This is a genomic window from Pseudomonas sp. 43NM1, assembly GCF_002836905.1.
Lineage (GTDB): Bacteria > Pseudomonadota > Gammaproteobacteria > Pseudomonadales > Pseudomonadaceae > Aquipseudomonas > Aquipseudomonas prosekii.
In genome coordinates this window covers 15,217-36,660 of record NZ_MKGS01000142.1, presented here as the reverse complement: position 1 = coordinate 36,660, position 21,444 = coordinate 15,217, and the positions used below count along the sequence as shown (strand labels likewise).

Here is a 21,444-nt window from a genome sequence, read left to right as displayed (position 1 = left end):
CACTGCAGCGGCTGAATTTGCCGCCATGCTAAGCCGCGAATTGCTTCATTTCTGCTGTGCAGATGTTTCGTTTTGCTTCAGAACCCAAAACAATTCATGGCGTCTGACCGCTTTGCGGAAGAATTCGTTCTCGCCGTACACCGACGACGCACGACCGGCTAGCAAACGCTGAATGATTCGGCGCAGGCGTCGCTTGAACGGCGGCGGTGGTTGCAAGTCGTGCATCATGCCGAGCGCCATGGCTTTGTCGCGCTGCTGCTCGATGGACAGCGGCAGGCAGCACGGTTGCATCGCCAGCGTCGCATCGAACGCCGGAGGCAACGCGATGCCACTCCCGGCATCGCCCATCGGCCAGCGATCGTTGTCATGCAAATGGTTGGCGTAACCGAGCAGGGTTGGCTGCCAGTCCAGGCCTTGCAACGCTTCCAGCACCGCTTCCTGCGCGCAGATGTGGTCCGGGTGCGGATCGAGCGTCGGGTGCGGCAATACGATTACATCGGGACGTGCGCGCAGCAGCACCTCGCGCAGATCGGCCAGCAGATTGTTCCAGGTCGGCGCACCGTCGGCGTCGCCGGGCAAGGTGAACGGGTTCATCTGGCGAAACAGCCGCGTGTCGCCCAGCTCCGCTTCGCGCGAGCCCATCGGTTGCGACGGAGCCGCTTTCATCGCCGCCAGTTGCAGGCAGAAATAACCCAATTGCACACAATGCTCTTGCGGCACGCCGGCCCAACGCGGCACGGCAATGCTGTCCCAGGCGCGCAAACGGCCCTTGAGCCGCGCCGCTTCGACCTTGTTCAGGCCCATCTGCTGATAGTGTTCGGCTTCGATTTCGCCGGCCGTCAGGGTGACGATCCAGGCTTCACTGGCCTGACTGTACAAACCGTAGGCCGCCAGTTCCGCGTCGTCGGCGTGAGGCGCGATGACCATGATGCGCTCGCGGCGGTAATCCGCTTGCTCGAAAGCCCACAGCACCGGTTCGCCGAACACCTTGCAGAAGCGCCCGCGCAACCGTAATTGGCCCTGGGACAAGACGTGCGACTGGCCGCTGAGGTTCAGATAACGCAAGCCGTTGACGCCGCGTTCGAAGGTCTGTCGATCCGGATTATTGCCGCCGACCAGCTCAACCACCGGGTCGAAAAACCGCCCCAGCCAGGTGCTTTTTATCCGCAACGCCAACACCAGCGTCGCGTCATCGACCAGCATCACGCCTTCGTCGAGGCGCAAATGCTCGCCGCTCAGATGCACCTTGGGCCGCTGGGTGTACGGCGGAAAGCTGTACTGATAATCATCGGTCGGCGCATAGAACAGATGGTCGGCGAACCACGCTTCGTGCGCGATCCAGCCGAGGATCGCCAACACCAACGGCAGCCACCAGGCCTCCAGCAGGCCAATCACAACCAGCAACACCAGGGCGATCAGCAGGCCGACGCGCTTGTTGCGACGATGACGCTTGAGCAGTTGCTGTTTGCGGCTCATGGGCGGGCTCATACGGTGAAGACCGGCACGGGATTGCACCAGCGGTCCTTGTATTCACGGTCGGCGCGGCCGAAGGAAAACCGCAGCGGTTTATCCAGCGCTCGCGCATGTTCCCAAGCGCTTTGCGTATTGATGAAACTCAACACGCTGCCGGGGCTGAATTCGCGGGTTTCAGGGTCGACGCCGCCATTGATGTATTCGACGCTGATCCACTCTGGCGCCTCGACGCGGTAGACCAGTTGAATGGCAATCGGCGCATCGTTGAGGAAAATCACCGAGCCGATCAGCAGTTCGCGCAGCAGCTCGATAACCTCGCCCATGCGCGCCGCGCCGGTTGCCGGGAAACCCCAGCGCCGCTGAAACAGATCGCAATAGATCGCTGCCAATTCGGCGCTGGAAAACTCGCTGACCGGCCGCACCACACCGCCCGCTTCTTCCAGCAAACGCAGTTCGCGGCGCTGGTTGTAGCGAAACTTTTTCGAAAGTTCTTCGGGAGTTCGGGCCATGGCCAGTTGTTCGGTCTGCAACTTGATGCCAGTGAAGCGGCCTTGATTCAGCGCCGACAGATAACGCCCGCGATGGCGCAAAGGTGCCTGGGCATCGGCGGCGGCCGGCAGGATCAGTTCGGCGTTGCCGAGGTCGAACAGGCCTTTTTTGCCGCGGCGTTTGAGCACGTCCTTGGACAGTGCGAGGTCGCGGCCCCAAGTCGGGATCGCGGCTTTGACTTCGCCGTTTTGCTCCCAGGCCAGGTAGCGCACCGGGATGTCCGCGAGGGCGGCCAAGCGCTCGACGACGAGCGGATGGGTGGCGACGCTGCCGCCAAATCGCTGCCAGGCAGCCGCATAAGTCGGGGCGTCGACCGACGCCCAGCCACGCTCGCGCCAGCCTTGAAATCGGTTGAGCATCAGCCCCTCTTTGCCAGTTCGGTAACGTGTGGCAAATGCCAGAAAGCGTCGCCGACTGCGCGGTCGCTGAAGCGCTCACGCAAGCGCTCGAGCATCAGCTCGGCGCATTGGCGACGTTGTTGCTCATCCATCGCAGCCAGGTGCTGCAGCCCTTGGGCCAGATGTTCGGCGTCGCCCGGCGGGAACAGAATGCCCACGCCTTCGACGACTTCTTTCGCCCCGCCGCACGCGGTAGCGAGTAACGGCACGCCAGCGGCCATGGCTTCGAGCAGTACCATGCCGAACGGCTCGTTGTCGGAACTGAGGGCGAACACATCAAATGCGCGGAAATACAGCCGGGCTTCGGGCACCTGGCCGAGGAACATGACGCGATCGCCTATGCCCAGCTCGCGCGCGAGTTCCTTGAGATCGTGTTCCAGCCGACCGATACCGAGAATCGCCAACTGGCTGTTCGCCGGCAAACCGGGCAATGCCTGGGCAAAACCGCGCAGCAGCGTCGCCTGATCCTTGTCCGGGTGCAGCCTGCCAACATTGCCGACCACCCAGGCATCGGTCGAAAGACCCAAATCCTGGCGGGCGACATGCGCGGACAGGTGACTGTCCTGCAAGGCTTGCACATCGATGCGGTTGTAGAGCGTCTGAATTCGCGCAGCCGGCCATTTCGGCAGGCAACTGCGGATGTCGTCGCGCACCGCGTTGGAAACGCCGAGCAGGCTCAAGCGTTTGTGGAAAAAATTCGCGAAGAGTTTGCGTGTGCGGCGTTCGTAGTCGTCGAACGCGTGGTGCACGCCGATCACCGGCAACGCCGTGCCGAGCAAGGCAATGTAGATCGGTTTGAAGCGGTGTGCGATGCAGAAACTGAAGTTGCGCGAAGCGGCGATCTTGCGCAGATCGCGGATCGCGCCCAGCTTCAGGCCACGAATGGCCTTGGAGCGGTATTCCATGAACAGCACTTCGTCAGAAGCGCAGCTGGCGGCGACTTCACTGTCGGCGACCCCGGTCAGAAAAACCGTGGTCACCCGATAGCCAGTCCCCGCGAACAGGGTGGCGTACTGCCGGGCACAGTCCAGAAACGGCCCGTCATAGCCGTGACAGAACTGCAGCACATGGCGTTCAGCCGAGCGTGTCATAAGCCTCCGCACCTTCTTTGACCACCAGAATGTCTTCCATGATCAAGTATTGCAGGTCAGAGCCAAAGAACATGTTCAATGCATCGGTCGGCGAACAAATCATCGGTTCGCCACGACGGTTGAGCGAAGTGTTCAGCGATACGCCGTTGCCGGTGAGCACTTCCAGCGCTTTCATCATGTCGTAGTAACGCGGGTTGTATTCGCGCTTGAGCACCTGAGCGCGGGACGTGCCGTCTTCGTGGACCACTTCCGGTACGCGGGTTTTCCATTCTTCCGCCACTTCAAAAGTGAAGGTCATGAACGGCGCCGGGTGATCGATCTTGATCATCTGCGGTGCAACGGTGTCGAGCATCGACGGGCAGAAAGGCCTCCAGCGCTCGCGGAACTTGATCTGGTGGTTGATCCGGTCAGCGACGCCGGTGGCACTCGGGCAACCGATGATCGAGCGACCGCCAAGTGCGCGCGGACCAAACTCCATGCGGCCCTGGAACCAGGCGACCGGGTTGCCATCGACCATGATCTTGGCGATGTTTTCCGGCATGTTCTCAAGCTTGCGCCAGGTCGGTTTGCTCGCGTGACGGGCGCACGCGGCGATCACGTCTTCGTTGCTGTACGACGGGCCGAGGTAGACGTGTTCCATCTTCTCGACCGGTACGCCACGGGCGTGCGACACATATGCCGCGGCGCCGACCGCGGTGCCGGCATCGCCGGACGCCGGTTGCACGAACAATTCGGTGACGTCATCACGGGCGATGATTTTCTGGTTCAGTTTGACGTTCAACGCACAGCCGCCGGCGAAAGCCAGTTTGCCGGTTTCCTTGAGCACGTCGCCCAGGTAGTGGTCGATCATCTGCAGCGAGATCTTTTCGAACAGCGCTTGCATGCTTGCCGCGTAGTGAATGTACGGCTCGTCGGCGATGTCGCCTTCGCGCTTCGGCCCCAGCCACTCGATCAGCTTCGGCGAGAAGTAGAAACCTTTGCCCTTCTCTTTATAGCGACGCAGGCCGATGACGTTGGCGTAGTCGGTGTTGATCACCAACTCGCCGTTTTCAAACGAGGCCAGGCGCGAGAAATCGTACTTGCTCGGGTCGCCATACGGCGCCATGCCCATGACCTTGAATTCGCCATCGAGCATTTCGAAACCGAGGAACTCGGTGATCGCGCCGTAGAGGCCGCCGAGCGAATCGGGATCGAAGAATTCCTTGATCTTGTGGATCTTGCCGTTTTCGCCGTAACCGAAGAAGGTCGTGGCGTACTCACCCTTGCCGTCGATGCCGAGGATCGCGGTTTTCTCTTTGAAACCGGAGCAGTGGTAAGCGCTGGAGGCGTGAGCCAAGTGGTGCTCGACCGGTTCGATCTTGATTTTTTTCGGGTCAAAACCCAGTTGCTCAAGGCAGAACACGATCTTGTTGCGATAGCGCTTGTAGCGACGGTTGCCCATCAGGATCGCGTCGAGTGCGCGGTCCGGGGCGTACCAGTAACGCTTGGCGTAGTGCCAGCGCGCTTTGCCGAACAGGCTGATCGGGGCAAACGGGATCGCGACCACGTCAACATCGGACGGCTTGATGCCCGCCTGCTCGAGGCAGAACTTTGCCGATTCGTAAGGCATGCGGTTCTTTGCATGTTTATCGCGTACGAAGCGCTCTTCTTCCGCCGCCGCGACCAGCTTGCCGTCGATGTACAACGCTGCGGAAGGATCATGGCTAAGGGCGCCGGACAGGCCAAGAATCGTCAATGCCACAGGGGTCTAGCCTCTTTAGTCTGCATGCAGGCGACAAGCGCCTCAAAAATTAATGTGCCCTCGCAAGCGGCGAGAGACAGCTAAAGGGCGGGATTATAGCGTAAACATGAGAGGAATGACCCTGTGGTTGTCAGCCGCTGAAGAAGACTTGCGCCAAACGCCGCTGCGCCAGCTTATCCACGACCCGGACGCCAATACACTGCGATATTCCCATCCGCTACCTGCCGATAGATCGTGTACGGCAACACCACTGTGTCCAGAACCCCTGACAGGCTTAAATCCAGCAGCACCAGCGGCACCATTACGCCGGTGGGGTCGGGCGGTGCGTTGAGCACGCAAAAATCGTAGGCGAGGCCGCTGTAAATGCGCGGGATGGACTGGCAGTAGGTTTTTTGTTTTCTGAGGCTGCGGGCGGCGTCGGCGTCGTCTTGCAGAACCGTGACGGCAGTGCCGCAGCCGGTTAAAAGCAGTGCAAGCGTCACCAGCGGAAGCGCTATTTTGATCATCTGAATCTGCCTGTCGGAATCGTCAGACAAGCTAGCACTGGGGTTACTCAGGGCACAGTTCACGGGGTCTGCAGATCATGTAGGACATTTCACTAGAATGTGTCCTCCGTTGGCAGACCGGGTTTTGTGTTGGCTCGGTGGACCCTATCGCGAGCAGGCTCATTCCTGCGGGGAAACGCATTCCGAGTGTAGGAGTGAGCCTGCTCGCGATAGGGCCGCAGGCCCGATTCAGACAGCGCTGGCGATTTCCCTGGGCAAGCGCTGATCAATCATTTGATACAACGCGCTGCCCGGCGGCCAGTTGCGCATGAACCGCGCGCGATCCCGCGCATAAGCCGGGGCGAAGCTGCTGGCCGAGCTGTGCTGACACATCGAATCGAGGTCGATCAGCGCCCAGCGATCCACGTGCCAGAACAGGTTGTGGCCCTTGAAATCGCCATGGCTGATGCGTTCGCTGATCAGCTCGGCGAACAGATGATCCAGCGCCAGCAACTCGGCCTCGGGCGCGGCGCCACTTTCAACGTACGGCGCAAACCGCTCGATGATGTCCGGGCCCGGCAAGTATTCGGTCACCAGATAAGCCCGGCTGCGCAGCCACAGAAAGCGCTGCTCCAGCAACGCCAACGGTTTTGGCGTGGCGATGCCGAGGAACGCCAGGCGATTGCCCTCGCGCCACGAATGCCAGGCCCGGCTCGGGCGCCAGAAGCGTTTGAGCCAATGGGCAAAACCCTTGATGTTGTAACGTTTGATGACCAGCGTGCGCCCGGCCACTTCAACCTTGCCGACGCTCGCGGCGCCGCCGGTTTTGTACAAGTGCCCCTGATCGAGTAAAGCATCCGCCTGCTCCAGCACCGGCAACATGGCGCTTTCTTCTTCGCGACGAATCGCGCGCAAACCAAACGCGCCGCGCTGGACGCTGAACAGCGTGCAGTCGCGCCCGCACTTGATCAGGAAGTCACGCAGACGCCAGCGCCGGACCTTGTCGATCTGCTTCTGCAAGGCTTCCATCGGCAACGCATGTTCGCCATTGCTCAGCAGGTAATAGACCAGCAATTCTTCGGTGAACGGTTCCAGCGACTTCGGCAACTGGGCGAAAAACACCCCGAGGTTTTCCAGAACTTTCTGCCGCGACAACGGCTGGCCCGGCGTTTCGGCGCAAACGCCGCCGCCATCGATCAGATACAACCGACCGCGCTGGCGCAGCAGATTGTCCAGGTGCAAATCTTCCTGCCACAGCCCTTTGCGATGCATTTGGCCGATCGCGCCCAAGGCTTCGGCGAGCACCGCGCCCTGCATGTCGGCGAGCACCGGCAAGTGTTCGACCTGTTTCCAGGTTTCGCCAAGGCTCTCGGCGCCTTCGAGGAAATCGAACAGCAGCCAGCCGCCCTCGCCGTCCTTCAAGCCATCGGCCAACAGCAGCGGCGTGGTCAGGCCCTGAGCGGCGAGCAAACGCACGCCGTCCAGCTCACGTTGGAAGTGCCGCGCGGCTTTGCTGCCGACCAGCAATTTGGCCAGCACCGGGCGGCCACGCCAGACCCCGGCACCGACATAACGCTGGCCCGGCAATACGCGCAGCAAGCTGAGCAATTGCAGATCCGCCGGCCCGGCGGCATCGGCCAGTGGAATGTTGATTGGCAAAGTCGGGCTACGGCCGGCGTCCTTCAGTTCGGACAAACGCATCAGCGCGTCTCCTTGTGACTGCGGCGCGCAGTGAGCCGCGACAGCCAGCTGTCCACCAGCGGACTGTCGACGGGTTGCTCGACGTAACTGGCCAACAACTCGCGCAGTTGGCTTGGCGTCCACTGCGGCGAACGGCGCACCAGCGGCTCCAGGTCTTTGGTGCGGTCGCGCTGACCGAACAACAAGGGCCGAGTCTTTTCCAGGTCGATCAACTGCGCCTCGTAACCGTCGCCGCTCGCGCGCAGGAAAATATGCTTGGGGTAAAAACAGCCGTGAACCTGACGCACGCCGTGCAGGCGTCGCGCCAGTTGTCCACAGGCTTGCAGAATCGCCGAATGTTGCGCAGCGCTCAAATCGGCCCAGCGCTGCAACAGCGAATCGAGGTCATCCCAGCCGTCCAGCGCGCGGGTCAGGAGAATCGCGCGGACTTCGCCAGCGACTTTGCGCTCGCCGAAAAACACCGCGTGCAGGGCTGGAATGCCCATCCGCTGATAACGCGAAATGTTGCGGAATTCACGGGCAAAACTCGGCTCGCCGAACGGCGCGTGCAAGGTCCGCGTCAGGTAATTGCTCTGGCGCTTGAGGTAAAACCCCTGCCCTTCCAGATCGAGCCGAAACACGCTGCTCCAGCCACCGCCCGCCGTGTTGGGTTCATCAACTGCTTCGAGCTCCTTGGCCCACAGTGCGTCGAACGTGCCGAGGCCGTGGCGCTCGAGGAGCGCGCGGTCTTCAGCGGCGAGGAAATCAGTCATTCGCGGCCCTCGAAAAATCTCAGCACGTGGCGGATCCGTTTTTTGTCGGCGGCATTGAGCCGAGGCCGTTGGCTGTATTGCAGGTAAAAGCGCAGGCGCTGGGTCGCCGACAAGTGATATTTCGCCACTTTGTCGAGGCAGGCCAGGTCTTTGGTGATGCGGTACTTGAGCCAGAAACCGCGCCAGAAATCGCCGTTCGGGCAATCGATCAGGAACAGTCGGGCCTGATCGTCGATCAGCAAATTGCGCCACTTCAAGTCGTTATGGGTGAAGCGATTGTCGTGCATGGTCCGGGTATAACCGGCCAATTGCCGACTGACGCCATCGACCCAGGCGCGGTCCGCCAGTTTCGGGTCATTGCGATCAGCCAGGGCCGACAAGTCTTCGGTGTTCGGCAGTTCGCGGGTGATCATCGCGCCACGGTCGTACGCCGCGCCGCGCCGCTCCAGGCCCCACGCCACCACGTCAGCGGTCGGGATGCCCCACTTGGCGAAGCGCTTGAGGTTTTGCCACTCGGCTTTCACCCGTGGCTTGCCCAGATAACGGCGCAGGCCTTTGCCGGCGCCGACGTAACGCTTCACGTAGTAATTGACGCCGTTGCGCTTGACGCGGATCAGCTCGGACAACGGGTCCCACGTCATGCGCTCGCCTTGAAGGGCGAATACCGCGTCGAGGTTGCCGAAGTCTTCCGCCAATTCGCTGTAAGCCGGGTCCAGCTTCCAACCCGGCATCAGAGCGCATCCCCGTAACGCTGTTTGCGCTCGTAGAGCTTGTTGGCCTTGCCTTCGAGCCAGCTGAGCAAGCCGGCTTCTTCGCCGAGAATCTGCCGCAGCGGTTGCTGGAAGTAGCCCTTGAGAAAACGCATCTTGTCGCGCCGAGTCAGGCCAATGTCCAACGCCGAAAAGTACAACGCCGCCAGATCCTTGTTGCGCCAGCGCTGGTTGATCTTCGCTCGGGTTTGCGCGCGGTGCAGGTCGATCACCGAGAGTTTGAAGTCCTCGGCAGTCACCGGTTTGTCGGTGTGCAGCAGGAAGTGGCAGATGTAGCAGTCGCGGTGGTTGACCCCGGCGCGGTGCATCATGCCGGTCATGCGCGCGACTTCGGCGATCAGCGCGCGCTTGAGTTTCGGCTCCGGCGGGTTTTTCACCCAATCGATGCTGAAGTCTTCGAGGCTGATGGTCGGCGCCAGTTCTTCGGTGACGATGAACGAATGTTGATCCGCCGGGTTGCTGCCCTTTTCGCCATAGGCGACGGCGGTCATGGTCGGCACGCCGACTTCTTGCAGGCGCTGGATGGCTTTCCATTCCTGGCCCGCGCCGAGCACCGGCAGCTTGGCGGTCAGCAGGTTTTTGAAGATTTCGCCCCAGCCAATGCCGCGGTGGATTTTCACGAAAAATCCGTTGCCGTTCACTTCGGTGCGCAAGGTCCGGCGCGCTTCGAGCTCGCGGTACACCTCGCCCTGCAAGCCTTCGACTTCGGCAAACGGATCACGTCCGGCCCACAGGCTTTTGAACGGTTCAGCCAGCATCAACTTCATTAAGCGTGCTCCGCCAGAATCACATCGGCCGCGTGCTGCGGCATGCTATAGAGGTCGGCCGTCTCGGCGAAGGCCAGACCGTTGCGGCTCCAGGCCGCCCGTGCATCTGCGTCGTGCAACATGTCGCTCAGATAGTGCGTGAGTTGCGCCTGATCGAACGGCTCGTCGAGCACCAGCCCGGCATCGGCCTCGGCGATGTAATGGGCGTAGCCACACACCGCGCTGACCAGCACCGGCAACCCGGCGACCAGCGCTTCAAGGAGCACGGTGCCAGTGTTTTCGTTGTACGCCGGGTGGATCAACAGGTCGGCGCCCAACAGGAAACGCGGGATGTCGCTGCGGCCCTTGAGGAACGTGACGTTGTCGCCAAGCCCCAGCGTGGCGCTCTGCATCTGGAACAATTTGGGGTCGTCCTGGCCAATTACAAACAGCCGCGTGCGTTTCTTCAGATCAGCGGGCAAGGCGGCCAGCGCTTTGAGGCTGCGATCGACGCCTTTGGTCTTGAACCCGGAGCCGATCTGCACCAGCAGCAGATCGTCATCCTTGAGCTTGAATTCAGCACGGAATTCGGCGCGAATCTGCGAAGCATTCGGCGGCGCGCGACGGTCCTGGGAAATCCCCGGCGGCAGCAAATGAAAGCGTTCCAGCGGCGTGTCGTAATGCTTGATGAACAGCGGCTGCTGCACTTCGGAGATCATCAGCACTTCTGTTTTGGCGTCCTTGGCGAACACCGCACGCTCGTACTCGGCGAAGTGCCGGTAGCGGCCCCAGCGCCGGTACAGCGAATTGCGCAGGTTTTGCGCCTTGTCTTCGAAGCAGCCGTCGGCGGCGTAATACACGTCGAGGCCGGGCATTTTGTTGAAGCCGATCAGGCGATCGACCGGACGATTGGCCAGATCAGCCTCCATCCATTCGCTGAGTTTTTCGTTGCGCCGGTGATTGAAGAACGCCTTGACCGGCGCCACCAACACTTCGAAACCCGGCGGCACGTCACCTTCCCAAATCAGCGTGTACACACGGATCTGGTGTCCGCGCTGCTGACATTCGAGGGCAATGCGCATGAAATCGCGCTGCAAACCGCCAAACGGGAAATATTTGTAAAGGACAAAAGCCAATTGCATCAGCGCAGCTCCTCAGCCAGTAACAACGTGCTCAGTCGGCTGGCGACACGCTGGGGATTCAGACGCGTGAAGCACAGGGGCCACTCGCGTTTAAGGTCAAACTGACGGGCGTCTTCGGCCGTCGGTTGATAGGTGCATTTCTTTTGCATGCACGGCGCGCACGGGAAGTCGCTGGCGAGGTGAATCTGCGCCTTGCCGTAAGCCCCGGTCAGGCCCGGGTTGGTCGGGCCGAACAGCGACAGGGTCGGCACGTCGAGCGCGGCAGCGAGGTGACCGAGACCAGTGTCGACGGCCACACACGCCTGGGCGCCGGCCAATACTTTGCCGACACCGGCGAGATTGAGTTTGGGCAGCACTTCGGCATGTCGGAACCCGGCGGCAATGCGCTCGGCGCGGGCCTTCTCGACCGGGTTGCCCCACGGCAGTTTCACCGCGACGCCGAGGTGGCCGACGCGTTCGGCGAGTTCACGCCAATAGGCTTCCGGCCAGTGTTTGGTGTCCCACGTGGTGCCGTGCAGAAACAACACGTAGGGATTCTTGCGCGGCAATTCGACCAGACGTTCGACGTTGAGGCCGTAATCGCCGAGGCCCTTGGGCAAGTCGTAGCCCAGCGCCAACGCAAACAACTGGCGCACGCGCTCGACCGCGTGCTGGCCACGACCGACGGCGAGGCGGCGCGAGTAGAACCGCGAAGCCATCGGCTCGCGCGCCGAATCCTTGTCGAGCCCGGCCACCGGGGCCTTGACGTAACGGGTCAGCCAGGCGCTTTTAAGCAGGCCTTGGGCATCGATCACCAAGTCGTATTTCGTCGCGCGCACGCTTTGTTTGAAGCGTTTCCACTCGCCGCTTTTGATCGTCTGCCAGATGTTTTTGCGCCAGCGGCGGATCGCCACCGGGATGACTGTGCCCACGGCCGGGTGCCACGTCGGGATTTCGGCGAAGCCTTCTTCCACCACCCAATCGAAGGTAATGCCGGGGATCGCCCGCGCCGCGTCGGTCAACGCCGGCAACGCGTGAATGACGTCGCCCAGCGAAGAAGTCTTGATCAACAGAACCCGCAAACTAATTGACCTCGACCACAGTGCCCTGCAACCGCTGCAAGGCTTCGTTGACCGGTTGCGGCATGAGCTGGCGCAGGCAGTTGTAATGGCCGAAGCGGCAGGTGCGGTCGAAACACGGGCTGCATTCGAGGCCGAGCCGGACGATTTCGACCTGTTCGGCCAGCGGCGGCGTGAAGCCCGGCGAGGTCGAGCCGTACACCGCGACCAGCGGCCGGTTCAGCGCGGCGGCCACGTGCATCAGCCCGGAATCGTTGGAGACTACGGCGTCGGCGCAGGACAGCAGGTCGATCGCCTCGGCCAGCGAGGTGTCGCCGCTGAGGTTGACCGCCTCTTCACGCAGGCCGGGAATCAGCCGCGCGCGGATGTCTTCGCCGACCGAGTGATCGTTTTTCGAGCCGAACAGCCAGACTTCCCAGCCTTCGCGAATCTTGGTTTCGGCGACTTTGGCGTAATGCTCGGACGGCCAGCGCTTGGACTCGCCAAACTCGGCGCCAGGGCACAGCGCCAGCACCGGACGGTCGAGGCTCAGGCCGAATTTGCCCAGCGCCGCTTCACGGGTGACCGGGTCGATTTGCAGGCTCGGGCGCGGATAAGGCTGCGGCAGTTCGGCGCCCGGTTCGTAGGCCAGGGCCATGAAGCGCTCGATCATCAGCGGGTAACGTTGTTTATCCAGCGTGCGCACGTCGTTGAGCAGGCCGTAGCGGAATTCGCCGCGCCAACCGGTGCGTTTCGGGATGCCGGCGAAGAACGGCACCAGCGCCGATTTCAACGAATTGGGCAGCAGGATCGCCTGGTCGTACTGGCCGGCCAGGGATTTGCCGATGCGTCGACGGGTCGCCAGCTCGAGGGCGCCGTGGCCGAGCGGGAAGCTCAAGGCCTGACGCACTTCGGGCATGCGCTCAAGGATCGGCCGGCTCCACTCGGGGGCCAGCACGTCGATTTCGCATTGCGGGTGGCGCTGCTTGAGGCACTGAAACAGTGTCTGCGCCATCACCATGTCACCGACCCAACTGGGCCCAACGATCAGAATTTTCATGTGGTTTCCAAAAACGAACCGGGGAGGCATACGCCTCCCCGCCTCGAGAATCACTGCAAAAGCGGGCCTGCCTGCGATGGGTCATCACCTTCAACATGACTGTCGACTGTCACTCCGCTATCGCGAGCAGGTCGAAACGTCGAACCGTCGCTCCCACATTGGGTATTGGTGCACATCCAGTGCGATGTAGCTTAGCCGCTTCAATCTTCCAAACACCGCAGGTCTACTTGGGGCATTGGTGCCTCAATCCAGCAAACACTGAAAATCGACTGTGGGAGCGAGCTTGCTCGCGATGGGGTCCTGACAGTCACTAAAAACATTGGATGTGACGGCCTCATCGCGAGCAAGCTCGCTCCCACAGGGGTGTTCGTTGCTGCGTATAAACGGTTTCAGCTCAACCCCAGCTCTTTCCAGATCCGCAATACCTGCCGTCGTTCGTCCGCGAACTGGTCGCCCGGGATGACCCCCGGATCCTTCTGCAACGCCTGCCGGTGGGCGGCGGAGCGGTAGGCTTTGTAGGCCTCGCGCAGCAGGCTGGCGTCTTCGCCAGGCATCAGGCCTTCCTGTTCCAACCCTTCCAGAATGCGGATGTTATCGGTCCAGCGGAGCAATGACGGGTGCTGTTCGGACCACGCCAGGGCCGCGTATTGCACCATAAATTCAATATCGACGATACCTCCGGCGTCCTGCTTGAGATCGAACGGCGCCGTGGCTTCGAAGGCATTTGCCGCAGTGCCGGCGGCCGTGCTCTTGCTGCCGAGGTTATCGCGCATCTTGGCGCGCATCTCGCTGACCTCCTGACGCAAGGTCGGCAAATCCCGCGCCTTGCCCAAAATAGACGCGCGAACCTTCTCGAACGCCTGGCCGACATCTTTGCTGCCGACCAGCACCCGCGCGCGCACCAGCGCCTGATGTTCCCAGGTCCAGGCTTCGTTTTCCTGATATCGCGCAAACGCGCCGAGCGAACTCACCAGCAACCCCGAAGCACCGGACGGGCGCAGGCGCATGTCGACTTCGTACAATTGCCCGGAGTTGGTCTGCGTGGTCATCAAATGAATGATCCGCTGGCCAAGCCGAGTGAAAAATTGCGCGCCGTCGATAGGTTTCGGGCCATCGGTTTCAGCCTGCGGGTCGCCATCGTGGATGAACACCAAGTCCAGGTCGGAACCATGCCCCAACTCCAGCCCACCGACTTTGCCGTAACCGACAATGATGAAGCCCGGATCACACAACGTGCCGTCATTGCGCAGTGGCGTGCCGTATTTGGCCACCGTCTGCCGCCAGGCCAGCGCCAGCACTTGCTCAAGAATTGCCTCGGCGAGCCAGGTCAGGTAATCGCTGACTTTCATCAACGGCAGGCTGCCGGCGATTTCCGAGGCGGCGACGCGCAAGCGGTGGGCCAATTTGAAATGGCGCAAGGCTTCCATCTGTTGTTCGAGGTCATCCTCGGGAATACGCGTCAGGCGTTCGCGCAATTCGGCGGCCAATTCCGGCGCCAAGGGCGGCTTGAACAAGCGGCCTTCGTTGAGCAACTCATCCAGCAGCAGCGGAAAACGGGTGATCTGCTCGGCAATCCACGGGCTCGCGGCGCACAACGTCAACAAACGTCGCAGCGCCCCAGGGTTTTCCGTGAGCAACACCAGATACGCCGAGCGCCGCGCCACCGCTTCAACCAGCGGCAGTACCCGCTCCAGCACCAAGTCAGGATTGGCGTGCTCAACCGCCTGCGCCAGCAAGCGCGGAATAAAGGCATCAAGCCGTTCCCGGCCGAGACGCTGCATCGCCCGCAATTGCGGACTGCCGCGCAATCCGGCCAGGGTTTTCAGGGCTTTGGCAGCATCGACGAAACCGCCCTCCTCCAATTGTCGGCAAGCAGCCTCTTCGTCCTGCTCCTCTTCCCATAACGGCAACCATTCGCCGCCGACCACTACTTCGGCCTCGGTGCCTTGCTCTTCATCAGGATCGGCAATCACTTGCGCAAAGTGCCACGCGACCCGGCCGCGCCAGTGCATGAGCTGCTGGTGGAACGCGGCCCAATCGGCAAACCCGAGCATAAAGGCAATTCGCGCCTGATCCTGCTCGTCGTCCGGCAACATCTGCGTCTGGCGGTCGGCAATCGCCTGGATCGCGTGCTCGGTATAGCGCAAAAATTCGTAACCTTCGCGCAACTCGCTGACCACCGCTGCCGGCAGGTAACCCTGACCTTCAAGCGTGCTCAGCACTTTTAATAGAGGACGCTGCTGCAGGCTCAAGTCGCGGCCGCCGTGGATCAACTGGAATGCCTGAGCGATAAATTCGACTTCGCGGATGCCGCCGGAGCCGAGCTTGATGTTGTCGGCCATGCCTTTGCGCCGCACTTCCTGCTGGATCAACTGCTTCATGGTGCGCAGCGCTTCGATCGCCGAGAAGTCCAGATAGCGCCGATAAACGAACGGCCGCAGCAGTTCTTGCAACTGCGCGCCGGCCACTTGATCGCCGGCCACCACGCGCGATTTGATCATCGCGTAGCGTTCCCAGTCGCGGCCCTGATCCTGGTAATACTGCTCCAGCGCGTTGAAGCTCAACACCAGCGCGCCGGCCGAACCGTAAGGGCGCAGACGCATGTCGACGCGGAAGACAAAACCGTCGACGGTCATCGGGTCCAGCGCTTTGATCAGGCGTTGGCCGAGGCGGATGAAAAATTCCTGGTTATCCAGCGAGCGCTTGACGCCGACGGTTTCGCCGCCCTCGGGGTAGGCGAAAATCAGGTCGATGTCGGACGACAGGTTGAGCTCCACGGCGCCGAGCTTGCCCATGCCGAGGATGACCATTTGCTGCGGCTCGCCACTGCGCCGCCCGGTCGGCACGCCAAACTGCTGGCAGTGCCGCGCGTACAACCACTGATAGGCCTGATCGATGCTCGCATCGGCCATGTCCGAGAGGTCGCGGCAGGTCTGGATCAGGTCGGCCTGGCGCGTCAGGTCGCGCCAGATGATGCGCACTTGATGGCGGGTGCGCTGGCGCCGGAGCGCGCGGCCGAGTTCATCTTCGGTTTGCGCCGCGTTCACCGCGGCGGCGATCTGCGCACACAACTCGCCGGGCGCCAAGCTGCGGTCCAGTTCGCCGGACTGCACCAGCGTCAGCAACATCAAAGGGTCACGAACACTCTGTTCAATCACGAAATCGCTGGCGGCGGTGACGCGGGCGAATTGCGCCCAGCGTTCAGGCGTCCAGGTAGACAGCCCCTGTTCGTCGTCCAATAAAGCGACGGCCGCGCGGAACGACTCATCGGAACGGCTGACCAATGGCTGGAGCATGGCGGGCAGTTGGGCAAGCGAAGGCAGGGTCATGGTCTATCCTTGATCGGCGTGTGAAGGGCTGCATGTAGTGATTCTTGGAAAGCCGCTACGTGACCGACTGTCGAACAAAGGTTAGAAATAGCTGAAATTTCTTTTATTTTGGCAGCCAGCATCAAGCTTTCACCTTTTCTGGTTGGCAAAAGACCAACCTTAACGATTATTCTCACAACGCAGCCGGAGGCCACAAGCCATTCATCTGTAGTTTTACTACTCGTCTATACATTCGAAAGGCTGAAATGCCCGATGATTTGTAGTAAAACTACACGCCGCCGGAACATACCTCTCGGCAATCCAAGAATTTATATCGTCTGCCCACAAGGCCAGTCGCAAACTCAGGCAACCGATTCTGGAAGCCTTTCCGCCCTGGAGCAAGCCATGCAAGACCTCGATCCCGTCGAAACCCAGGAATGGCTGGACGCCCTGGAATCGGTTCTCGACAAAGAAGGCGAAGACCGCGCTCACTATCTGATGACCCGTATGGGCGAATTGGCGACCCGCAGCGGTTCGCAATTGCCTTACGCCATCACCACGCCATACCGCAACACCATTCCTGTTACCCACGAAGCACGCATGCCTGGCGACCTGTTCATGGAACGCCGCATTCGCTCGTTGGTGCGCTGGAACGCGATGGCCATGGTGATGCGCACGAATCTGAAAGATTCGGACCTGGGCGGTCACATTTCCAGCTTCGCTTCCAGTGCGACCCTGTATGACATCGGCTTCAACTACTTCTTCCAGGCCCCGACCGACGAACACGGCGGCGACCTGATCTACTTCCAGGGCCACACCTCGCCAGGCGTTTACGCCCGTGCATTCATGGAAGGTCGCATCACCGAAGACCAGATGAACAACTTCCGTCAGGAAGTTGATGGTCAAGGCCTGTCGTCCTATCCACACCCGTGGCTGATGCCCGATTTCTGGCAGTTCCCGACCGTTTCCATGGGTCTGGGTCCGATCCAGGCGATCTACCAGGCACGTTTCATGAAGTACCTGGAAGCGCGCGGCTTCATTCCTGAAGGCAAGCAGAAAGTCTGGTGCTTCCTGGGCGACGGCGAGTGTGACGAGCCGGAATCCCTGGGCGCAATCTCGCTGGCTGGCCGCGAGAAGCTCGACAACCTGATCTTCGTCATCAACTGCAACCTGCAGCGCCTCGACGGCCCGGTTCGCGGCAACGGCAAGATCATCCAGGAACTCGAAGGCGTGTTCCGTGGCGCTCAGTGGAACGTGACCAAAGTCATCTGGGGCCGTTTCTGGGACCCACTGCTGGCCAAAGACGTCGACGGCATCCTGCAACGTCGCATGGACGAAGTCATCGACGGCGAGTACCAGAACTACAAAGCCAAAGACGGCGCGTTCGTTCGTGAACACTTCTTCAACACGCCTGAACTGAAGGCTATGGTTGCTGATCTGTCCGACGACGAGATCTGGAAACTCAACCGTGGCGGCCACGACCCGTACAAGGTCTATGCGGCTTACCACGAAGCGGTCAACCACAAAGAACAACCAACCGTCATCCTCGCCAAGACCATCAAGGGTTATGGCACCGGTGCCGGCGAAGCGAAGAACACCGCGCACAACACCAAGAAAGTTGATGTTGAAAGCCTGAAGCTGTTCCGCGATCGCTTCGACATCCCGGTAAAAGACGAAGAGCTGGAGAACCTGCCGTTCTTCAAGCCTGAGCCAAACAGTGCCGAAGCCCGTTACCTGAGCGAGCGCCGCACCGCACTCGGCGGTTTCGTGCCACAGCGCCGCGCCAAGAGCTTCGATATTCCGACGCCGCCGCTCGACACCCTCAAGGCAATCCTTGACGGTTCCGGCGACCGTGAGATTTCCACCACCATGGCTTTCGTGCGGATCCTCGCGCAACTGGTCAAGGACAAGGAAATCGGGTCGCGCATCGTTCCGATCATCCCGGACGAAGCCCGTACTTTCGGTATGGAAGGCATGTTCCGTCAGTTGGGCATCTACTCTTCCGTCGGCCAGTTGTACGATCCGGTCGATAAAGACCAGGTGATGTTCTACAAGGAAGACAAGAAGGGCCAGATCCTCGAAGAAGGCATCAACGAAGCGGGCGCCATGAGCTCCTTCATCGCTGCCGGTACTTCGTACTCCAGCCACAACCAGCCAATGCTGCCGTTCTACATCTTCTATTCGATGTTCGGCTTCCAGCGTATCGGCGACCTCGCCTGGGCCGCTGGCGACAGCCGTACCCGTGGCTTCCTGATCGGCGGCACCGCCGGCCGGACCACGCTGAACGGCGAAGGCCTGCAACACGAAGATGGTCACAGCCACATCCTGGCCGGCACCATCCCGAACTGCCGCACCTTTGATCCAACCTACGGCTATGAGCTGGCGGTGATCATCCAGGACGGCATGAAGAAGATGACCGAAGAGCAGCAGGACGTTTTCTACTACATCACCGTGATGAACGAGTCCTACCAGCAGCCAGCCATGCCGGCCGGTGTCGAGGAAGGCATCATCAAGGGCATGTACCTGCTCGAAGAAGACACCCGCGAAGCGGCGCACCACGTTCAGCTGATGGGCTCCGGCACCATCCTGCGTGAAGTCCGTGAAGCAGCGAAGATTCTGCGCGAAGAGTTCAACATCGGCGCGGACGTCTGGAGCGTTACCAGCTTCAACGAACTGCGTCGCGATGGCCTGGCCGTCGAGCGCAGCAACCGTCTGAAGCCTGGCCAGAAGCCTCAGGTGAGCTACGTCGAAGAATGCCTGAGCGGCCGTAAAGGTCCGGTCATTGCCTCTACCGACTACATGAAGCTGTTCGCCGAACAAATTCGTCAGTGGGTCCCGTCCAAGGAATTCAAAGTCTTGGGCACCGACGGTTTCGGTCGCAGTGACAGCCGTAAAAAGCTGCGTCACTTCTTCGAAGTCGATCGTCATTTCGTGGTGTTGGCAGCCCTGGAAGCCTTGGCTGACCGTGGTGATATCGAACCTAAGGTGGTGGCTGAGGCTATCGTCAAGTTCGGGATCAACCCGGAAAAACTCAACCCACTGGACTGCTGAGGAGACAATCTGTGAGCGAACTCATTCGAGTACCTGACATCGGCAGCGGTGAAGGTGAAGTAATCGAACTATTTGTGAAGGTCGGCGACCGTATCGAAGCCGAGCAGAGCATCCTGACGCTTGAGTCGGACAAGGCCAGCATGGAAGTGCCTGCGCCGAAGGCCGGTATCGTCAAAAGCCTGAAAGTGAAGCTGGGCGATCGCCTGAAAGAAGGCGACGAGTTGCTGGAGCTGGAAGTTGAAGGGGACGCTGCGCCGGCTCCTGCGGCTGACGCGCCGGCGGCTGCTCCGGCCGCCAAGGCTGAAGCGGCTCCTGCGGCTGCACCTGCCGCCGCTGCTCCAGCTGCCGCGCCTGCTGCCGCTTCGGTTCAGCAGGTTCACGTGCCGGACATCGGTTCGTCGGGCAAGGCTCAGATCATCGAGATCCAGGTCAAGGTCGGCGACACCGTCGAGGCTGATCAATCGCTGATCACCCTGGAATCCGACAAGGCCAGCATGGAAATCCCGTCGCCAGCCGCTGGCGTAGTCAAGAGCATCAGCGTCAAGCTCAACGACGAAGTCGGCACCGGCGACCTGATTCTGGACCTGGAAGTGGCGGGTGCTGCGGCGGGTGCTGCGGCCCCTGCTGCTGCCGCGCCAGCCCAGGCTGCTGCGCCGGCTCCGGCCGCCGCTGCTGCTCCAGCCGCCGCGCCTGCCGCACCGGCCGCCGACACCGTTCAGGACATTCATGTTCCGGACATTGGTTCGTCGGGCAAAGCCAAGATCATCGAAGTCCTGGTCAAGGCTGGCGACACCGTCACCGCCGACCAGTCGCTGATCACCCTGGAATCCGACAAGGCGAGCATGGAAATCCCATCGCCAGCCGCTGGCGTGGTGGAAAGCGTTTCCATCAAGCTGGATGACGAAGTCGGTACTGGCGACCTGATCCTGAAACTCAAAGTCAAAGGCGCTGCGCCTGCTGCTGCACCGGCCCAGGCTGCGGCGGCTGCACCTGCGGCGGCCAAGGCTGAAGCGGCTCCTGCTGCTGCGGCCGCATCGGCACCTGCTGCAGCTGCTTCGGCACCTGCCGCACCAGCCAAACCGGGCGCCAAGGTTCACGCCGGCCCGGCGGTTCGCCAATTGGCGCGCGAGTTCGGCGTCGAGCTGAGCGCGGTCAGCCCAAGCGGTCCGCACGGTCGCGTCTTGAAAGAAGACGTGCAGGTTTACGTCAAAGCGATGATGCAGAAGGCCAAGGAAGCACCGGCCGCTGGCGGCGCAACCGGTGGCGCGGGCATCCCGCCGATTCCGGTCGTGGACTTCAGCCGTTTCGGCGAAACCGAAGAAGTGCCGATGACTCGCCTGATGCAAATCGGCGCGTCGAGCCTGCACCGCAGCTGGTTGAACATCCCGCACGTGACTCAGTTCGATTCGGCTGATATCACCGACCTGGAAGCGTTCCGCATCGCCCAGAAAGCCGTCGCAGAAAAGGCTGGCGTCAAGCTGACCATCCTGCCGCTGCTGCTCAAGTCGTGCGCACACCTGCTCAAGGAACTGCCGGACTTCAACAGTTCGCTGGCACCAAGCGGCAAGGCGATCATCCGCAAGAAATACGTGAACATCGGCTTCGCCGTCGACACCCCTGAAGGCCTGCTGGTACCGGTCATCAAGAACGTCGACCAGAAGAGCCTGTTGCAACTGGCAGCCGAAGCCGCTGCGCTGGCCGCCAAGGCCCGCGACAAGAAGCTCACCGCTGACGACATGCAAGGCGCCTGCTTCACCATTTCCAGCCTCGGCCACATTGGCGGCACCGGCTTCACGCCGATCGTCAACGCGCCGGAAGTGGCGATCCTCGGTGTTTCCAAGGCAACCATCCAGCCAGTCTGGGACGGCAAAGCCTTCCAGCCGAAACTGATGCTGCCACTGTCGTTGTCCTACGATCACCGTGTGATCAACGGCGCCGCAGCCGCTCGCTTCACCAAGCGCCTGAGCGACCTGCTGGCCGACATCCGCACCATTCTGCTGTAAACCCAAACAAGCCCTCCTTCACCGGAGGGCTCGTTGCGTTCCACGTTTTCCGAGCGCCACGCTCGTACCTCAACCCCGCCAATTTGGCGGGGCTTTTTTTTGCCTTGGATAAATGCAGGGCTTCTTCCTACAGCCTC

General features: G+C 61.2%; 15 protein-coding genes. 2 read left to right on the top strand and 13 right to left on the bottom strand.

Features of this window, described 5'->3' with window-relative positions; genetic code table 11:
* Window positions 1-45: 45 nt before the first annotated feature.
* From BI292_RS15170 to glnE, 13 genes are all read right to left on the bottom strand, one after another.
* The gene (locus BI292_RS15170) at window positions 46-1,476 is read right to left on the bottom strand and encodes a PIG-L deacetylase family protein (RefSeq protein ID WP_101208341.1); all 1,431 of its coding nucleotides are present in this window, start codon (window positions 1,474-1,476) and stop codon (window positions 46-48) included.
* 8 nt (window positions 1,477-1,484) lie between these two features.
* A complete protein-coding gene (locus tag BI292_RS15165) occupies window positions 1,485-2,381 on the bottom strand; it encodes an antimicrobial resistance protein Mig-14 (protein ID WP_101208340.1) in 897 nt (298 codons plus the stop codon).
* Window positions 2,381-3,511 (bottom strand): glycosyltransferase, encoded by a 1,131-nt coding sequence (locus tag BI292_RS15160; RefSeq protein WP_101208339.1) that lies wholly within the window; start codon window positions 3,509-3,511, stop codon window positions 2,381-2,383. Before BI292_RS15160 ends, BI292_RS15165 begins: the two co-directional genes overlap by 1 nt.
* A complete protein-coding gene (locus BI292_RS15155) occupies window positions 3,495-5,252 on the bottom strand; it encodes a carbamoyltransferase (protein WP_092274275.1) in 1,758 nt (585 codons plus the stop codon). The genes BI292_RS15160 and BI292_RS15155 overlap by 17 nt, the downstream gene beginning before the upstream one ends.
* A 173-nt stretch (window positions 5,253-5,425) precedes the next feature.
* Entirely contained in the window at window positions 5,426-5,758 is a 333-nt protein-coding gene (locus BI292_RS15150) for a YceK/YidQ family lipoprotein (RefSeq protein WP_101208338.1), read from the bottom strand.
* A 228-nt stretch (window positions 5,759-5,986) separates the two neighbouring features.
* Window positions 5,987-7,438 (bottom strand): lipopolysaccharide kinase InaA family protein, encoded by a 1,452-nt coding sequence (locus BI292_RS15145; protein WP_101208337.1) that lies wholly within the window; start codon window positions 7,436-7,438, stop codon window positions 5,987-5,989.
* The gene (locus BI292_RS15140; protein ID WP_101208336.1) at window positions 7,438-8,190 is read right to left on the bottom strand and encodes a lipopolysaccharide kinase InaA family protein; all 753 of its coding nucleotides are present in this window, start codon (window positions 8,188-8,190) and stop codon (window positions 7,438-7,440) included. The genes BI292_RS15145 and BI292_RS15140 overlap by 1 nt, the downstream gene beginning before the upstream one ends.
* Complete coding sequence (locus tag BI292_RS15135; protein ID WP_101208335.1) at window positions 8,187-8,921, bottom strand: lipopolysaccharide kinase InaA family protein; 735 nt, start codon at window positions 8,919-8,921, stop codon at window positions 8,187-8,189. The genes BI292_RS15140 and BI292_RS15135 overlap by 4 nt, the downstream gene beginning before the upstream one ends.
* Window positions 8,921-9,727, bottom strand: a complete 807-nt coding sequence (rfaP, locus tag BI292_RS15130) for a lipopolysaccharide core heptose(I) kinase RfaP (protein WP_101208334.1) — start codon at window positions 9,725-9,727, stop codon at window positions 8,921-8,923. The genes BI292_RS15135 and rfaP overlap by 1 nt, the downstream gene beginning before the upstream one ends.
* Window positions 9,727-10,848 carry a glycosyltransferase family 4 protein gene (locus BI292_RS15125; protein WP_101208333.1) on the bottom strand — a complete coding sequence of 374 codons (1,122 nt, stop codon included), beginning with the start codon at window positions 10,846-10,848 and terminating at the stop codon, window positions 9,727-9,729. The genes rfaP and BI292_RS15125 overlap by 1 nt, the downstream gene beginning before the upstream one ends.
* Complete coding sequence (gene waaC / locus BI292_RS15120) at window positions 10,848-11,909, bottom strand: lipopolysaccharide heptosyltransferase I (protein WP_101208332.1); 1,062 nt, start codon at window positions 11,907-11,909, stop codon at window positions 10,848-10,850. Before waaC ends, BI292_RS15125 begins: the two co-directional genes overlap by 1 nt.
* 1 nt (window position 11,910) lies before the next feature.
* The gene (waaF, locus tag BI292_RS15115; protein WP_101208331.1) at window positions 11,911-12,945 is read right to left on the bottom strand and encodes a lipopolysaccharide heptosyltransferase II; all 1,035 of its coding nucleotides are present in this window, start codon (window positions 12,943-12,945) and stop codon (window positions 11,911-11,913) included.
* A 389-nt stretch (window positions 12,946-13,334) separates the two neighbouring features.
* Window positions 13,335-16,274 (bottom strand): bifunctional [glutamate--ammonia ligase]-adenylyl-L-tyrosine phosphorylase/[glutamate--ammonia-ligase] adenylyltransferase, encoded by a 2,940-nt coding sequence (gene glnE, locus BI292_RS15110; protein WP_101208330.1) that lies wholly within the window; start codon window positions 16,272-16,274, stop codon window positions 13,335-13,337.
* Between the two features lie 384 nt (window positions 16,275-16,658).
* Here glnE and aceE point away from each other — a divergent pair, with 384 nt between their 5' ends.
* Window positions 16,659-19,304 carry a pyruvate dehydrogenase (acetyl-transferring), homodimeric type gene (gene aceE / locus BI292_RS15105; RefSeq protein ID WP_092274310.1) on the top strand — a complete coding sequence of 882 codons (2,646 nt, stop codon included), beginning with the start codon at window positions 16,659-16,661 and terminating at the stop codon, window positions 19,302-19,304.
* A gap of 11 nt (window positions 19,305-19,315) precedes the next feature.
* A complete protein-coding gene (aceF, locus tag BI292_RS15100; RefSeq protein ID WP_101208329.1) occupies window positions 19,316-21,307 on the top strand; it encodes a dihydrolipoyllysine-residue acetyltransferase in 1,992 nt (663 codons plus the stop codon).
* Window positions 21,308-21,444: the final 137 nt, after the last annotated feature.

What these genes read in the sequence shown, in the direction of transcription:
- waaF (WP_101208331.1), bottom strand. Translation starts at nt 12,945, where the DNA reads ATGAAAATTCTGATCGTTGGGCCCAGTTGGGTCGGTGACATGGTGATG.
- BI292_RS15165 (WP_101208340.1), bottom strand. Translation starts at nt 2,381, where the DNA reads ATGCTCAACCGATTTCAAGGCTGGCGCGAGCGTGGCTGGGCGTCGGTC.
- aceE (WP_092274310.1), top strand. Translation starts at nt 16,659, where the DNA reads ATGCAAGACCTCGATCCCGTCGAAACCCAGGAATGGCTGGACGCCCTG.
- BI292_RS15140 (WP_101208336.1), bottom strand. Translation starts at nt 8,190, where the DNA reads ATGACTGATTTCCTCGCCGCTGAAGACCGCGCGCTCCTCGAGCGCCAC.
- glnE (WP_101208330.1), bottom strand. Translation starts at nt 16,274, where the DNA reads ATGACCCTGCCTTCGCTTGCCCAACTGCCCGCCATGCTCCAGCCATTG.
- BI292_RS15160 (WP_101208339.1), bottom strand. Translation starts at nt 3,511, where the DNA reads ATGACACGCTCGGCTGAACGCCATGTGCTGCAGTTCTGTCACGGCTAT.
- BI292_RS15150 (WP_101208338.1), bottom strand. Translation starts at nt 5,758, where the DNA reads ATGATCAAAATAGCGCTTCCGCTGGTGACGCTTGCACTGCTTTTAACC.
- BI292_RS15145 (WP_101208337.1), bottom strand. Translation starts at nt 7,438, where the DNA reads ATGCGTTTGTCCGAACTGAAGGACGCCGGCCGTAGCCCGACTTTGCCA.
- BI292_RS15170 (WP_101208341.1), bottom strand. Translation starts at nt 1,476, where the DNA reads ATGAGCCGCAAACAGCAACTGCTCAAGCGTCATCGTCGCAACAAGCGC.
- BI292_RS15135 (WP_101208335.1), bottom strand. Translation starts at nt 8,921, where the DNA reads ATGCCGGGTTGGAAGCTGGACCCGGCTTACAGCGAATTGGCGGAAGAC.
- BI292_RS15125 (WP_101208333.1), bottom strand. Translation starts at nt 10,848, where the DNA reads ATGCAATTGGCTTTTGTCCTTTACAAATATTTCCCGTTTGGCGGTTTG.
- rfaP (WP_101208334.1), bottom strand. Translation starts at nt 9,727, where the DNA reads ATGAAGTTGATGCTGGCTGAACCGTTCAAAAGCCTGTGGGCCGGACGT.